Below are 13,969 nucleotides of genomic sequence, written 5' to 3'. Positions count from 1 at the left end.
GGGGTCAGACCCCCGGCAGCGTTGGCGCAGGGCTCTGTATTAACGGTGTTGAGGGGTTGACCCCGGGTGAATGGGGCGGACGTAGGTCGGATTAGGTCTGAAAGACCGTCATCCGACAACATGGTTGACCCCGCAGCAAAAAAATGCCCCGCTCGCAGTAAAGCGGCGGGGCACTCACACGGCGTAGACGCCCTGTGCGTATCTGATTATTTCAAATGATCGGAGATCAGTTTCGTCATTTCAAACATGGAGACTTGGGCTTTGCCGCCGAAAACAGCTTTCAGCTTGTCGTCCGCATTGATCATGCGGCGGTTGGCCGGATCTTGCAGATCGAGTTTTTTGATGTAATCCCATACCTTTTTGGTCACTTCCGTGCGCGGCAGTGGTGCTGCGCCAACAACGGCGGCCAGATCTTTCGATGGCGTCATTGCTTTCATGAATGCTGCGTTTGGCTTGCGTGGTGTTGCCGGTGCTGCCGCTTTCTTCGCCGCTGCTGGTTTAGCTGCTGCCTTGGCTGCGGGTGCTGCTTTCTTGGCGGCTGCAGGCTTGGCTGCTGCTGCTTTGGCTGGCGCTGCTACTGGGGTTTTTTTGGCTGTTGCCATCTTCGAGCCTCCTTAACAAACACATGGGAAATTGCGCAATTAATCGCACGGCTAATATTGGTGTGGATTTACCTTGTATGCAAGTGTTTTTCACGTTTTCACGAGGAAAAAGCAGGGAAATGGCAATGCTGTCGCCCGGGCGCACCGCTTGGGAGCGCAGAACGGGGTTTTTACCCGTAAATGGCATGGTTGCTGGCTATGCGGGGAGGGGCGCTGCGGAGGGCGGGAAGCGTGATGCCGGACACATGAAAATGCAATCCGGCATTATTTGAAACGGTGTTTTTTGATCTATCGACTTTCGATACGCGGCGTAAAAAAGGCCTTCAAAATCACAGCGAGCGGAGGTGATTTGTGGCGGAGAAGCGCAACCGTACTTTAGTACGGTGAGCATCGCCGGCCGCAAGGACCACCGCGCAGCGGATTTTGAAGCCTTCTACTACCTCATGCCAGGCATCATGCCCTTCATGGAACGCATCATCTTCATCATGCCGCCGCCCGACAATTTCTTCATCATCGTCTGCATCTGCTCGAATTGCGTCAGCATGCGGTTCACTTCCTGCACCTGCACGCCGGCGCCGGCGGCGATGCGGCGCTTGCGCGTGGCCTTGATCAGTTCAGGCTTGGCGCGTTCCTGCGGCGTCATCGAATCGATGATGCCGCACATGCGGCGCACCTGTTTATCGGCCTGATCCATGTTCTTGCCGCCTGCCGCCTGCTGGAACTGGGCCGGCAGCTTGTCCATCAGGTTGGCCATGCCGCCCATTTTCTTCATCTGGCCCAGCTGCGCCTTGAAGTCGTTCATGTCGAACTTGCCGCCGACCTTGATCTTTTGCGCCAGGTCGGCTGCCGCCTTGCTGTCGACGCCCTTGCGCGCTTCTTCCACCAGGGCGAGGATGTCGCCCATGCCGAGGATGCGGTTGGCCATGCGGGTCGGGTCGAATGCTTCCAGGCCGTCGAGTTTTTCCGACACACCGGCAAACTTGATCGGCTTGCCCGTGATGTGGCGTACGGACAGGGCCGCACCGCCGCGCGCATCGCCATCGAGCTTGGTCAGCACGATACCGGTCAGCGGCAGCGCATCATTGAAGGCCTTGGCCGTGTTGATGGCGTCCTGGCCCAGCATGGCGTCTACAACGAACAGGGTTTCGATCGGTTTCACGGCGCCGTGGATGGCGGCGATTTCGCGCATCATCTCTTCGTCGATACCGAGACGGCCCGCCGTATCGATGATCAGCACGTCGTGGTAGTGCTTTTTCGCCCAGTCCAGCGCGGCCAGGGCGATATCGACCGGCTTGTCCGTGCTGGTGGACGGGAAGAAGTCGGCGCCGACCTGGGCGGTGACCGATTGCAGCTGGGCGATCGCGGCGGGACGGTACACGTCGGCCGAGACGGTCAGCACTTTCTTCTTCTTTTCTTCCTTCAGGTACTTCGCCAGCTTGCCGACGGTGGTGGTTTTACCCACACCTTGCAGACCGGCCATCAGGATGATGGCGGGCGGCTGCTGCGCAAAGCTGATCTGCGACGCTTCCGGTCCCAGGTCGGCGCCCATCAGGGCGGCCAGCTCGCGCTGCACCACGCCAACGAGGGCCTGGCCTGGCGTCAGCGAGGAAATGACATCCTCGCCCATGGCTTTTTCTTTGACTTTGGCGATGAATTCGCGCACGGCGGGCAGGGCGACGTCGGCTTCGAGCAGCGCCAGGCGCACTTCGCGCAGCATGTCGGCGGTGTTCGCTTCGGTCAGGCGCGCCTCGCCGCGCATGGTCTTGACGACTTTGGCAAGCCGTTGGGTGAGATTATCTAGCATGATGAACCTGCAATGAAAAGCTTGGGAGTGGGCGGCGCAAGCCGGACGATGGCCGTCATTTTACCTTATCGCGGGTGGCTGGCGGTCCCGCGCAGCAGCGCCTGGCGGTTGGCCGGCTTTTGAATGAGTTGGTATTTCTGCCAATGCCGCGATTGCATGAAAGTCAAAAACACGGTTAAAATGAGAATAATTCTTATTTACATTCGTGGGCGCGTCGCGCCAGACCGGAAAGGGATGCCATGTCGGCCGCCGATTTTGCACAGCAACAAGACCTGCACGCGCTCTACAGCAGCCATCACGGCTGGCTGCAGGGCTGGCTGCGGCATAAGCTGGGCAATGCGGGCGACGCGGCGGATCTGGCGCAAGACACCTTTATCAGCGTGCTCACCAACGGTGCCGCGCCGCAGATCCGCGAAGCGCGGCCTTTTCTCGCCACCGTCGCGCGCCGCCTGGTGGCGCACCGCTACCGCCGGCAAGTGCTGGAAGACGCCTACCTGGAGGCGCTCGCCTGCCTGCCGCCCGAGGTGGTGCCCGCGCCGGAAGCGCGGCTGCTGGCGCTGGAAGCCTTGCAGGAGATCGACCTGGCCCTCGACGGCTTGCCGGGTCCCGTGCGCACGGCGTTCTTGCTGGCGCAGCTCGAAGGCCTCAGCTATGCCGAGATCGCCGCGCGCCTGAACGTATCGGCCAGCTCGGTCAAGCAATACCTGACGCGCGCCAACCGCCAGGTGTTTTTCTCGCTGCCGGCATGAGCACGGCGGCAGAACCGGCGGCACCGCCAGCCATCCGCGAGGACGTGCAGCAGCAGGCGGCCGAGTGGCTGACCGTGCTGATGTCTAGCGAGGCCAGCGAAGCGCAGCAGGCCGCCTGGCAGCGCTGGCGCGCCGCCGACCCGGAACATGAACGGGCCTGGCGGCATATCGAAGCGGTATCGCGGCGCTTCAACGGCTTGCACCGTGGCGCGGCCGCGCAGGCGCTGGCCGGCACGCAGCGCAAAGCCGTCAACGGCAAGCGGCGCCAGGTGCTGGCGTGGCTGGGCGTGGCGGCCGGCGGCGGCATGCTGGCCGCGCAGACGGGCGCCTGGGACGGCGTGCGCACCCTGCGTGCCGACTACCGCACGGCCACGGGCGAGCGGCGCGAGGTGGTGCTGGACGATGGCAGCGTGCTCAGCCTGAATACGGGATCGGCAGTCAACGTGCGTTTCGACGCCAGCCGCCGCCTGATCGAACTGCTGGCCGGCGAGATCCTCGTGGCCAGCGGCCACGGTGCCGGCAGCGCCGCGCCTTTGGTGGTGGCCACGCGCGAAGGCCTGGTGCGCGCGCTGGGCACGCGCTTTGCCGTGCGCCAGCAAGATGACTACAGCACGGTGGACGTGTTGGAAAGCGCCGTGGAAATCCGTCCCCGCGACAGTGCCGGCGCGCCAATGCTGCTGGCGGCCGGGCGCGGCGTGGCATTTTCCCGCCAGACGCTGGACGCGCCGCACGCCATCGCTGCGTATGCGCATGCCTGGTCGCGCGGGCAGCTGATCGTCGACGACGTGACCCTGGGCGATTTCCTGGCCGACCTGGCCCGTTACCGCCCCGGCGTGATCGACTGCGCGCCGGCAGTGGCCCAGCTGCGCCTGTCGGGCGTGTTCCCGCTGGCCGACACGCAGCGCATTTTGAACATGCTGCCCAACTCGCTGCCGGTGCAGGTCCGCAGCCGCACGCGCTATTGGGTCAGCGTCGAGCCGGCGTCATAGCACGCTGCGCAGAAATATTTAGCCATCCGGCTGCCCGTTTTTCGTTTTCGCGGCACCTACAAGGTAGGCGCCTGTTTTTTACCGTCTCATGACGCCATTACTATCAGGAACTTTCATGTCGCACGCTTTGCCTTTTGTCAGTTTGCCATCCTCTCACTCCTCACTGCGTCCGCTGGCGCAAGCCGCTGCGGCCCTGTGCCTGGCCGCCAGCCTGCCGGCGCTGGCGCAGCAGGCGCCAGCCATTCCCGCGACCGAGCAAACCATGCTCGGCGTGTCCGTCACGGCGGGGCGCGATGCGACGACGGAAGGCAGCGGCTCCTACACGACGGGCGTGAGCAACACGGCAACCAAGCTGAACCTGTCGCTGCGCGAAACGCCGCAGTCGGTCAGCGTGCTGACGCGCCAGCAGATCGACGACCTGGGCATCACGACCCTGGACGACGCCGTGCAGTCGATCACGGGGCTGGTCATGCAAAAAGGCAACTTTACGGGCGATTCGGGCAGTTTCAGCGCGCGGGGCTTTCCAATCGACAACATCCTGTTCGACGGCTTGCCTACCAGCCTGGGCGCGAACGGCACGTTCAATGGCGACAATGACGACCTGGCCATCTATGACCGCATCGAGGTGGTGCGCGGCGCCACGGGCTTGATGACGGGCAGCGGCACGCCCAGCGCGGCCATCAACATGGTGCGCAAGCGCCCGACGGCCACGCCGCAAGCGTCGTTCTCGGCCAGCATCGGCAGCTGGAGCAACTACCGCCTGGAAGCCGATGCGGCCAACGCGCTCAACGCAGCGAAGACCCTGCGCGGGCGCATGGTCGTCACGGTGCAGGACAAGAAGGATTTTGTCGACGTGCTGCATGGACGCAATCACCAGCTGTACGGCATCATCGAGGCCGATCTGCGTCCCGATACCACGTTGACGGTGGGCGCGCATTACCGCAAGACGGACAACGACGGCGTCTCGACGGGCGTGGTGACGGCCACCGACGGCCGTTTTTTGAATTTGCCCCGTTCCACCTACCTGGGCAGCGATTTCGACGGCTGGCGCCAGACCGATAAAACCATCTTCGCCGAACTGGAACACCGCTTCGCCAACGGCTGGAAGGCCAAGCTGGCGGCCACGCGCAAGACGCCCGAGATCGACACGACGTTTTCCGGCATCAACCGCCGCGGCGACACCCTGCGTTTCAATTCGCAAAGCTACCGCGCCGAACTGGCCAACACCAGCTATGACGCCTATGCCAGCGGCAGCTACAGCCTGTTCGGCCGCGAGCACGAGCTGACGGTCGGCGCCAGCCACCGCCGTTCGTCGAAAAACAGCTATGGCGGCTGGGCGCCGTACAGCTGGGGCGCGGCTGCGCCCGTGCTCGACCCGTTCAATTGGGATGCGGGCAGCGTGGCGCGCCCCGTCATCAATTACGCGCAGTGGCGCACGGCCAGCATTACCGAGCAAAGCGGCGTGTATGCGGGCACGCGCCTGCGCCTGACCGAGCCGCTGTCGCTGGTGCTGGGCGGGCGCGTGAGCTGGTACAAGGACGATGCCGGCTACTCGGTGGCGCGCGAATTCACGCCGTACGCCGGTGTCGTGTATGACCTCGACAAGCAGCATTCCGTGTACGCCAGCTGGACCGAGATCTTCCAGCCGCAGGCGTCCACCGATGCCAATGCGCGGCCCCTGAAACCGATCAGCGGCACCAACTATGAAGCGGGCGTGAAAGGCGAATACTTCGGCGGCGCCCTCAATGCCAGCGCGGCCGTGTTCCAGATCCGCCAGCAGAACCGCGGCGTGGACGACCTGGCCGGCCCGAATCCCTGCCCCGGCAGCACCTGGGGCTATTGCCAGCGCGCGTCGGGCGAAGTGCGCAGCGAAGGCGTGGAGCTGGACGTGGCGGGCGCGCTGACGCCGGACTGGCAGCTGTCGGCCGGTTTTACGTATGTGAAGGCGCAATTCACGCGCGACAGCGATCCGGCCAATATCGGCAAGGATTTCAACAGCCGCTATCCGCGCCAGCAGCTCAAGCTGGCCACCAGCTACCGCCTGTCCGGCGCCGCACAGGGCTGGCGCGTCGGCGCGTCGGTGTACGGGCAGGGCGCGACCGAGTCGAGCGACGGCACCTACCATCTGCGCCAGGGCCGCTACGCGATCGTGGGCCTGAACGCGGCCTGGCAGATCGACAGCCGCGCCGAGCTGCGCCTGAACGTCAACAATGCGCTGGACAAGCACTATTACCAGAGCATCTATTCCGATGTCTTCGGCAACCTGGTCGGGGCGCCGCGCAACGTGATGCTGACATTGAACTACAAACTGTAAACAATCACTTTTGAATGACCTATCTTGATGAAGGATGCATGGCTTATGGATGTGCAGTTGAATCTGGCCCACGCCAGTAATGGCGTGAGCCGGCGTATGCCACGGGGAGTGCCGCGATGATGAAGTCGGCCAACATGATGTTGTTTTCGCGCGTGCTTGCCGCCGTCTTTGGCGGCTATGCGCTCACGTCCGGCGTGGCCGTGCTGCTGGCGGCCGTGCTGCCGCTGTCGCGCGCCGAAGCCGTGCTGACGGCGACCCTGAGCGCCTTTGTCGTCTACACCTGCGCCGTGATCTGGGTCTTTGCCGTGCAGGACCTGCGCCGCGCCTGGCTGGGCATGCTGTTGCCAGCGATCCTGTGCGGCGGCATCGGCCTGCTGCTGTCGCGGGGTGCCGCATGAACGCCGTCAAGGCAGACAAAGTGGTGAAAACGCCGCAGCAGGGCGGCCTGCGCCAGGCCATGGCCTGGCTGCATACGTGGAGCGGCCTGTGGATTTCCTGGCTGCTGTTCGCCATCTTCCTGACCGGCACCCTGGCCGTCTTCGACGACCCGATCGGGCACTGGATGACGCCCGAACACGCGTTGGAAGAAGCGGCGCATGCGAACGATCCGCCGTTGCCGAAGGTCACGGACCGTGGCCACCGCCTGGAGCTGGCGCTCGACTTCATGGCCAAGGAACATCCGAAGGCGGACATGTGGGAAATCTGGCCCGTGCAGCGTCCCGGCCACGGCCTGTCCGCCTACTGGTTCCAGCCCAGCGGCGGCTATGGCTCGGCGGAGCTCGATCCGCTGACGGGCGCCGTCATCGAACATGCGCGCGAGGCAACGGAACGGGAAACCATCGGCGGCCACCATTTCGTCGATTTCCACTACGAGCTGCACGCGGGGCGCATCGGCGTCTGGATCGTCGGCATCACCACCATGATCATGCTGGTGGCGCTGGTGAGCGGCGTCATCACGCACAAGCGCATCTTCAAGGATTTCTTCACCTTCCGCCCGGCCAAGGGCCAGCGCTCGTGGCTCGACGCGCACAACGCCGTGGCCGTGCTGACCTTGCCGTTCCAGTTCATGATCGCCTACACGGGCCTGTCATTCTTCAGCGATGACTATGTGCCGGCCCCCGTGGCCGCGCAATACGGCATGGACAATCCCAAGAAAGCCTTTTTGAGCGACTGGAACGACGCGGGCAAACCCGTGAAGACGGGCCAGCCGCTGGCCATTCCCGCGCTGGAAGCGTTCGCGCTGCGCGCCGAACAGTCCATCGGCCAGGAAATCCGCGCCGTGGTGCTGGACAATCCGAACGACGCCTCCATGCGCGTGTGCATGTACGGCTGGAATGAAGAGACGGACACGATGGAACGCATCAGCGCCAACACGGGCAGGGCTTGCTATGCGCTGGCCACGGGCGAGCAGACCGCCTTGCGCCTGCCCGGAGCGTCCGACACGGGCGGCGCGGGCCTGACGCGCTCCGTCATGTCGAATCTGCACATGGTGGGTTTTGGCGGCACGCCCATGCGCTGGCTGTACTTCTTCTGCGGCCTGGCCGGCACGGCCATGATGGGCACGGGCGCGATCATGTTCATGGTCAAGCGCCGCCAGAAGTCGGGCGGCGAGTTCGGCGCTTACACGCAGCGCGTCTACCGCGTCATCGAATGCCTGAACGTGGCGGCGATTGCCGGCCTGTCCATCGCCTGCGTGGGCTTCCTGTGGGCGAACCGTTTGATCCCCGTCGGCCTCGAGCACCGCGCCGGCTGGGAAGTGCGCGCCTTCTTCGGCGTGTGGTTTTTGATGCTCGTGCACGCCTGCGTGCGCGCGGAAAAGCGCGCGTGGATCGAGCAACTGGGCTTGCTGGCCGCCCTGTGCCTGCTGCTGCCGGTGCTCAATGTCCTGAGCACGGGCGACAACCTGGCGGCGCAGATCGCGCGCGGCGACTGGGAAAGCGCCGGCGTGGAGCTGGCCAGCATGGCCTTCGGCCTGCTGGCCGCCTGGGGCGCGTGGAAAGTTCACCAGCGCAAGGAAAAACCGCTCAAAAAGACGGCAAGCAAGGAAACACCATCGGTCAGCCTGCACGTCACTACGGAAGGACAGTCATGATTAACACCATCCTGTGCGCGCTAGGCCTGTCGTATGCGGGCATGGCCAGCCTCTCCCTGGCGATGGACCGCCACCATGGCCAGGTCTGGGGCAGGGACGCGGCGCCGAACGTGCGGCGCGCGCTGCAGCTGGCGGGTGCCGTCCTGCTGGCGCTGGCCATCTGGCCTTGCGTGGCCGGCTGGAGCGCCACCGTCGGCGTCGTCGCCTGGCTGGGGTTCATTTCGGCCGGCGCGCTGCTGGTGGCCCTGCTGCTGCCATATGCGCCCCGATTGCTGTTGCGTAGTTCCCTGCTGGCAGCCGTCGCCGCGCTGGCAGGTCTTGTGACGTTCCTGCGGTGATGTCCACCGCTATTTTCAAGGATAGACCGATGTATTTTTCACGTTTGGCGACACCGTTTTACTGTACTTGTAACCGCAAGGCGGCTTCCTGATGGCGGCCCGCCTGCCTTCGCGCCGCGCCCGCATCCTCGGCGGCGTGGTCTTGCTGGCGCTGTTCGGCGCCGGCTTTCTATGGGCAACGCGCGGTCCGAAAACCGTGTTCGACACGGCGCCCGTCAAGCGCGGCAATATCGAGGCCAGCGTCACGGCCATCGGCACCCTGCAGCCGCAAACCTATGTCGACGTGGGTGCGCAGGTGTCGGGCCAGATCACGCGCCTGCACGTGCAGCCCGGCAGCGCCGTGGAAAAAGGCCAGTTGCTGGCAGAGATCGACCCCAGCGTGCAGCAAGCCACGGTCGACGCGGGCCGTGCCGCGCTGGCGGGCTTGCGCGCGCAGCTGGCCGACCAGCAGGCGCAGCATCGCCTGGCGGGCCAGCAGCACGTGCGCCAGAAGCAGATGGCCAAGTTCGATTCGACGCCGCTGGCCGACCTGGAGACGGCCGAAGCCACCCTGGCCTCGGCCGGCGCCAAGATCGACCACCTGAAGGCGCAGATCGACCAGACGCAGGCCAGCCTGAAGGCGGACGAGGCGCGCCTCGGCTATACGCGCATCTACGCGCCCATGGCCGGCAAGGTCGTGGGCCTGGACGCGAAGGAAGGGCAAACCCTGAACGCCACCTACCAGACGCCGAACATTCTGCGTATCGCCGATTTGTCGGCCATGACGGTATGGACGGAAGTGTCGGAAGCGGACGTGCGCCGCGTGCGCCCGGACATGCCCGTCTACTTCACCACCCTGGGCGGCGATCAGCGGCGCTGGAGCGGCAAGGTGCGGCAAGTGCTGCCCGCGCCGCCGGTGCCCGGTGGTGCCGCCGCCGGCACGGCCCTGGCGCCGTCGACCAGCAAGGTGATCTTGTATACCGTGCTGTTCGACGTCGATAACGCCGATGGCGAATTGATGCCGCAGATGACGGCGCAAGTGGTGTTTGTCACGGCCGCGGCGAACAATGTGCTGGCCGTGCCCTTGCCGGCCCTGAAACCATCGACGGAAGAAGGCGCCAAGCCGGGGCAGTTCACGGCCCGCGTGATGGATGCGGACGGCAAGGTCGATACGCGCGCCGTCACCGTGGGCGTGCGCAACCGCCTCAGCGCGGAAGTGCTGCAAGGCTTGCGCGAAGGCGAATTGCTGGTCACGGGCGAACAGCCGGCCGGCAGCGGCAGCAGCAGGTTCCAGCTATGAGTGCCATGAGTGAGGCCGCGTCGCTGGGACAAGCGGGACAGCCGGACCAAGCGGCGCCGTTGATTGAATTGCAAGGCATCCGCAAGCGCTACGGCGGCCACGATGGCGCGCCGGCCGTGGAAGTGCTGCGCGGTCTGACCTTGTCGATTGGCGCCGGCGAATTCGTCGCCATCGTCGGTGCGTCCGGTTCCGGCAAATCGACCCTGATGCACTTGCTTGGGTGCCTGGACAGGCCCAGCGACGGCACTTACCGCTTCGCCGGCCAGGACGTGGCCAGCCTGAATCCCGATGAACTGGCGTGGCTGCGGCGCGAAGCGTTCGGTTTCGTCTTCCAGGGGTATCACCTGATCGCCACCGAATCGGCGCGCGAAAACGTGGAAGTGCCGGCCCTGTACGCGGGCATGCCGGCCGCGGCCCGCCACGCCCGCTCGGAAGCGCTGCTCAAGCGCCTGGGCCTGGGCGAGCGGCTCGACCACCGGCCGAATCAATTGTCGGGCGGGCAGCAGCAGCGCGTGTCGATCGCGCGTGCCCTGATGAATGGCGGGCGCATCATCCTCGCCGATGAACCGACGGGGGCGTTAGATAGCAGCAGCGGTGCCGAAGTCATGGCCCTCTTGGGCGAACTGGCCGACGCGGGCCATACCATCATCCTCATCACGCATGACCGCAAGGTGGCGGCCCAGGCGCGCCGCGTGATCGAGATCAGCGACGGCGAAATCATCGCGGACTCGGGCGCCATCGCCATTCCCGCCACATCGACGGCCCTGCCGCCGCTGGACATGTCGCGCGCCGCCCATGACACGGGCGCGTCGCTGGGCACGGAATTGCTCGACGCGGCGCGCGCCGCCTGGCGCGTGCTGTGGATCAACCGTTTCCGCACGGGCTTGACCTTGCTGGGCATCGTCATCGGCGTCGCTTCCGTGATCGTCATGCTGGCCATCGGCCTGGGCACGCGCCAGCAAGTGATGGCGCAACTGGGCGCCTTCGGCTCGAACCTGCTGTACATGGCGTCGCGCGGCGAAAGCTCGCGCATCCCCGGGCGCAGCATCACCCTGGCCGACCTCGATGCGCTCAAGGACGTGCCGGGCATTTCCCACGTGCTGCCGAATGTCACGGGCAACAAGGTGATACGCCACGGTAACCTCGACGTGCAGACCTATGTGCGCGGCACGGGGCCGGCCCTGCCGCAGATCCAGACCTGGCCCGTGGCCAAGGGCGGTTTCTTTACCGAGGAAGACGAGCGCGAGATGGCCACCGTGGCCGTGCTGGGCGCGCACCTGGCCGAAAAGCTGATGCCCGACGTGCCCAACCCCGTGGGGCAGAGCATCCTGATCGGCAACGTGCCGTTCCAGGTGATCGGCGTGATGAGCGCGAAAGGCGCGCTGACGGGCGAGAAGGATGAAGACGACGTGCTGCTGCTGCCGTTTTCCACGGCCGGCATCCGCGTCTTCGGCCAGCGCGAGCCGACGTACACGGTGATGGCCGTGGACGACGTCAAGCGCGTGACGGAGGTGGAGGCGGCGGTCGACGCCACCATGTTCGAGCGCCACCGCATCCGCGACTACGGCATCAGCAATGCGGCCGCGTCGATCGCCGCCGAAGCCAAGACGCAGGACAACATGACCATGATGCTCAGCCTGATCGCCGCCGTCTCGCTGGTGGTGGGCGGCATCGGCGTCATGAACGTGATGCTGATGACGGTGCGCGAGCGCACGCGCGAAATCGGCATCCGCATGGCGACGGGCGCGCGCCGGCGCGATATCCTGCGCCAGTTCCTCACCGAAGCCGTGCTGGTGTCGGTGGTGGGCGGCGTGGCCGGCATCGTGGTCGGCGTGACGGTGGCAGGCCTGCTGCTGGTCTGGGACGTGCCGGTGATCTTTTCCCTGAGCGCCATCGCCGGGGCCTTTGCCTGCGCCGTGGTGACGGGGCTGGTGTTCGGCTTCATGCCGGCGCGCAAGGCGTCGGGACTCGATCCGGTGGTGGCGCTGGCGGGACAGTAACGCTTCATGCAGCCGGGCTTGCTGCTCCCGGATTCGCCTGTCTTTGCGCTGCTGCAACAGCGCCAAGGCAGGCTTTCCATAAAAAAGATTGCTCCTGACTCAACACACGGTACTATCTCCCCATAATAAGAAGCCGTGTTTCGCATAGCTGTGCCCTTGCGGGCACATACCAACCACCACAGGAGAACCCGATGCAGAAAAAATCAACCTTGAAGACCGGTATTGCCGCCGCCCTCATGCTGGCGTTCGGCATGGGCGCCGTGCAGGCGCAGGCGCAGGAAGTCGTGCGCCTGGGTAACTTGAAATTCGCCCATTACGGCGCCGTGTCGTACATCAAGGAAATCGCGCCCAAGTGCGGCATCAAGGTCGAAGAGCATGTCTTCGCCAAGGGCCTCGATGTGATGCAGGCGATTATCGCGGGCGAGCTGGACGTGGGCGCGACGGCATCCGAAGCGGCCATTTCCGGCCGCGCCGGCGGCGCGCCGATCTATGTGGTGGCCGGTTTTGCCAAGGGTGGCGCGCGCCTGGTGGCGGGCGCCGGGCAAAAGATCGCCAGCGTCAAGGAACTCAAGGGCAAGCGCGTGGGCGTGACGCGCGGCGGCATCCAGGAAGTGCTGCTGCTGGCCGAGCTGTCGCAGGCGGGCCTGACGTATTCGGAAACCAAGGGCAAGGACGTGCAGCTGGTGTTCCTCGCCTACGCCGACTTGAACCAGGCGCTGATGGGCAAGAATATCGACGCCATGATGCAGTCGGAGCCGCAATCGTCGCAGGCGATCAACAAGGGCTTTGGCACCGAAGTCATCAAACCGTACGACACGCCGATCGGCGAGCCCGTGCGGACCATGGTGATGACGGAAAAGTTCTACAAGGAACGCCGTCCCGTGGCGGAAAAATTCATGCGCTGCTTCGTCGAAGCGACGAAAACCTTTATCGACAACAAGGCGACGGCGGAAAAGTATGTGCGTGAAGTCGTGTTCCGCGGTCAGATCACGAAGGATGACTTCGACGACGCGATCAGTAATTCGCCGTATTCGTACGACATCTCGCCCGAGCATATCCAGGTCACCACGGACGTGATGGTGAAAACGGGCGTGGGCCGCATGACGAAACCGCCTGTGGCCAAGGACTGGGTCAAGACGGACTTGCTGGAGCAGGCGAAAAAGAGCCTGAACGTGAAGTAAATCAGGCAACCATGTAAAAAACCTCCGTGCCAGCGATGGCGCGGAGGTTTTTTTTGTGGAGGCGTGGCCTTAGCGGGCGTTAAAACCCATCCAGCCTTTTTCCGTCTGCCGGAAGCTCAAGGTGTAGATGCGCGTCAGTTCATCGCCCTTCTTGAGCTGGCGGCTGATGATGGCGCCGTAATTGTCTTGCACGAGCTGGTCTGACCATTGCAGCAGGTTCTCGAAACGCTCGGCCGTCATCGCCGCCTGGCGCGCCAGCAGCGGCGCGGGAATCGCCTTCTTTTCCTGCTGCTGCGTCCAGAATTCGCGGAACACCTTGTTTTCGCCGCCCATGCCGCGCGCCATCAGGCCCAAACCCATGGTCATGCCCACGGAGCCGTCCGTCTTGGCCTGCGCTTCGAGCTTGTCGGCCACGTCGGCCAGCAATTCCAGGTAGCTCACCTTGGCGCGCAGCACGGCCGAGCCCTTGATTTCATATTGCTCGTTCTCTTTCCAGCCATTGAGCTTTTCCAGCTTCGCGATGTCGAAGTACTCCTTGTACAGGTCATAGCCCTGGATCGAGGTACGGAAATACTCTTCGTACGTGGATTGTGACGGCGCATCTTTCATGCAGCCGCTTAA

General features: G+C 64.5%; 12 protein-coding genes. 9 read left to right on the top strand and 3 right to left on the bottom strand.

Annotation, left to right across the window (positions count from 1 at the left end; all coding sequences use genetic code 11):
• Positions 1–206 precede the first annotated feature (206 nt).
• A complete protein-coding gene (locus AC3RCG_RS24980; protein WP_071650146.1) occupies positions 207–602 on the bottom strand; it encodes an SWIB/MDM2 domain-containing protein in 396 nt (131 codons plus the stop codon).
• 436 nt (positions 603–1,038) lie between these two features.
• Entirely contained in the window at positions 1,039–2,406 is a 1,368-nt protein-coding gene (gene ffh, locus AC3RCG_RS24975; RefSeq protein ID WP_492402324.1) for a signal recognition particle protein, read from the bottom strand.
• A gap of 239 nt (positions 2,407–2,645) precedes the next feature.
• Between ffh and AC3RCG_RS24970 the strand changes: the two genes are divergently transcribed.
• From AC3RCG_RS24970 to AC3RCG_RS24930, 9 genes are all read left to right on the top strand, one after another.
• Positions 2,646–3,155, top strand: a complete 510-nt coding sequence (locus AC3RCG_RS24970) for a sigma-70 family RNA polymerase sigma factor (protein WP_492402325.1) — start codon at positions 2,646–2,648, stop codon at positions 3,153–3,155.
• On the top strand, positions 3,152–4,144 hold the full coding sequence (locus AC3RCG_RS24965) for a FecR domain-containing protein (RefSeq protein ID WP_492402326.1): 993 nt from the start codon (positions 3,152–3,154) through the stop codon (positions 4,142–4,144). The genes AC3RCG_RS24970 and AC3RCG_RS24965 overlap by 4 nt, the downstream gene beginning before the upstream one ends.
• Positions 4,145–4,259: 115 nt before the next feature.
• Positions 4,260–6,458 carry a TonB-dependent siderophore receptor gene (locus AC3RCG_RS24960; protein WP_492402327.1) on the top strand — a complete coding sequence of 733 codons (2,199 nt, stop codon included), beginning with the start codon at positions 4,260–4,262 and terminating at the stop codon, positions 6,456–6,458.
• Between the two features lie 116 nt (positions 6,459–6,574).
• Positions 6,575–6,856, top strand: coding sequence for a hypothetical protein (locus tag AC3RCG_RS24955; protein WP_083287002.1), 282 nt, complete (start codon positions 6,575–6,577; stop codon positions 6,854–6,856).
• Positions 6,853–8,550, top strand: coding sequence for a PepSY-associated TM helix domain-containing protein (locus tag AC3RCG_RS24950; protein WP_492402328.1), 1,698 nt, complete (start codon positions 6,853–6,855; stop codon positions 8,548–8,550). Before AC3RCG_RS24955 ends, AC3RCG_RS24950 begins: the two co-directional genes overlap by 4 nt.
• Entirely contained in the window at positions 8,547–8,888 is a 342-nt protein-coding gene (locus AC3RCG_RS24945) for a DUF3325 domain-containing protein (RefSeq protein ID WP_070218591.1), read from the top strand. The genes AC3RCG_RS24950 and AC3RCG_RS24945 overlap by 4 nt, the downstream gene beginning before the upstream one ends.
• Before the next feature lie 91 nt (positions 8,889–8,979).
• Entirely contained in the window at positions 8,980–10,167 is a 1,188-nt protein-coding gene (locus tag AC3RCG_RS24940; protein WP_070218590.1) for an efflux RND transporter periplasmic adaptor subunit, read from the top strand.
• Between the two features lie 5 nt (positions 10,168–10,172).
• Positions 10,173–12,167 (top strand): MacB family efflux pump subunit, encoded by a 1,995-nt coding sequence (locus AC3RCG_RS24935; RefSeq protein ID WP_070218589.1) that lies wholly within the window; start codon positions 10,173–10,175, stop codon positions 12,165–12,167.
• A 191-nt stretch (positions 12,168–12,358) separates the two neighbouring features.
• Positions 12,359–13,348 carry an ABC transporter substrate-binding protein gene (locus AC3RCG_RS24930; protein WP_373632506.1) on the top strand — a complete coding sequence of 330 codons (990 nt, stop codon included), beginning with the start codon at positions 12,359–12,361 and terminating at the stop codon, positions 13,346–13,348.
• 69 nt (positions 13,349–13,417) lie between these two features.
• On the opposite strand, the gene AC3RCG_RS24925 is transcribed toward AC3RCG_RS24930, so the two are convergent.
• On the bottom strand, positions 13,418–13,957 hold the full coding sequence (locus tag AC3RCG_RS24925) for a hypothetical protein (RefSeq protein ID WP_141749858.1): 540 nt from the start codon (positions 13,955–13,957) through the stop codon (positions 13,418–13,420).
• Positions 13,958–13,969 lie beyond the last annotated feature (12 nt).

Source organism: Janthinobacterium sp. GW823-FHT01H08 (assembly GCF_058797855.1).
Note: the sequence above shows the minus strand (reverse complement) of the source record. Positions and strands in the feature narration are given on the sequence as shown.

Coding starts and splice junctions, on each gene's coding strand:
- AC3RCG_RS24980 (WP_071650146.1), bottom strand. CDS start 602: ATGGCAACAGCCAAAAAAACCCCAGTAGCAGCGCCAGCCAAAGCAGCA.
- ffh (WP_492402324.1), bottom strand. CDS start 2,406: ATGCTAGATAATCTCACCCAACGGCTTGCCAAAGTCGTCAAGACCATG.
- AC3RCG_RS24970 (WP_492402325.1), top strand. CDS start 2,646: ATGTCGGCCGCCGATTTTGCACAGCAACAAGACCTGCACGCGCTCTAC.
- AC3RCG_RS24965 (WP_492402326.1), top strand. CDS start 3,152: ATGAGCACGGCGGCAGAACCGGCGGCACCGCCAGCCATCCGCGAGGAC.
- AC3RCG_RS24960 (WP_492402327.1), top strand. CDS start 4,260: ATGTCGCACGCTTTGCCTTTTGTCAGTTTGCCATCCTCTCACTCCTCA.
- AC3RCG_RS24955 (WP_083287002.1), top strand. CDS start 6,575: ATGATGAAGTCGGCCAACATGATGTTGTTTTCGCGCGTGCTTGCCGCC.
- AC3RCG_RS24950 (WP_492402328.1), top strand. CDS start 6,853: ATGAACGCCGTCAAGGCAGACAAAGTGGTGAAAACGCCGCAGCAGGGC.
- AC3RCG_RS24945 (WP_070218591.1), top strand. CDS start 8,547: ATGATTAACACCATCCTGTGCGCGCTAGGCCTGTCGTATGCGGGCATG.
- AC3RCG_RS24940 (WP_070218590.1), top strand. CDS start 8,980: ATGGCGGCCCGCCTGCCTTCGCGCCGCGCCCGCATCCTCGGCGGCGTG.
- AC3RCG_RS24935 (WP_070218589.1), top strand. CDS start 10,173: ATGAGTGAGGCCGCGTCGCTGGGACAAGCGGGACAGCCGGACCAAGCG.
- AC3RCG_RS24930 (WP_373632506.1), top strand. CDS start 12,359: ATGCAGAAAAAATCAACCTTGAAGACCGGTATTGCCGCCGCCCTCATG.
- AC3RCG_RS24925 (WP_141749858.1), bottom strand. CDS start 13,957: ATGAAAGATGCGCCGTCACAATCCACGTACGAAGAGTATTTCCGTACC.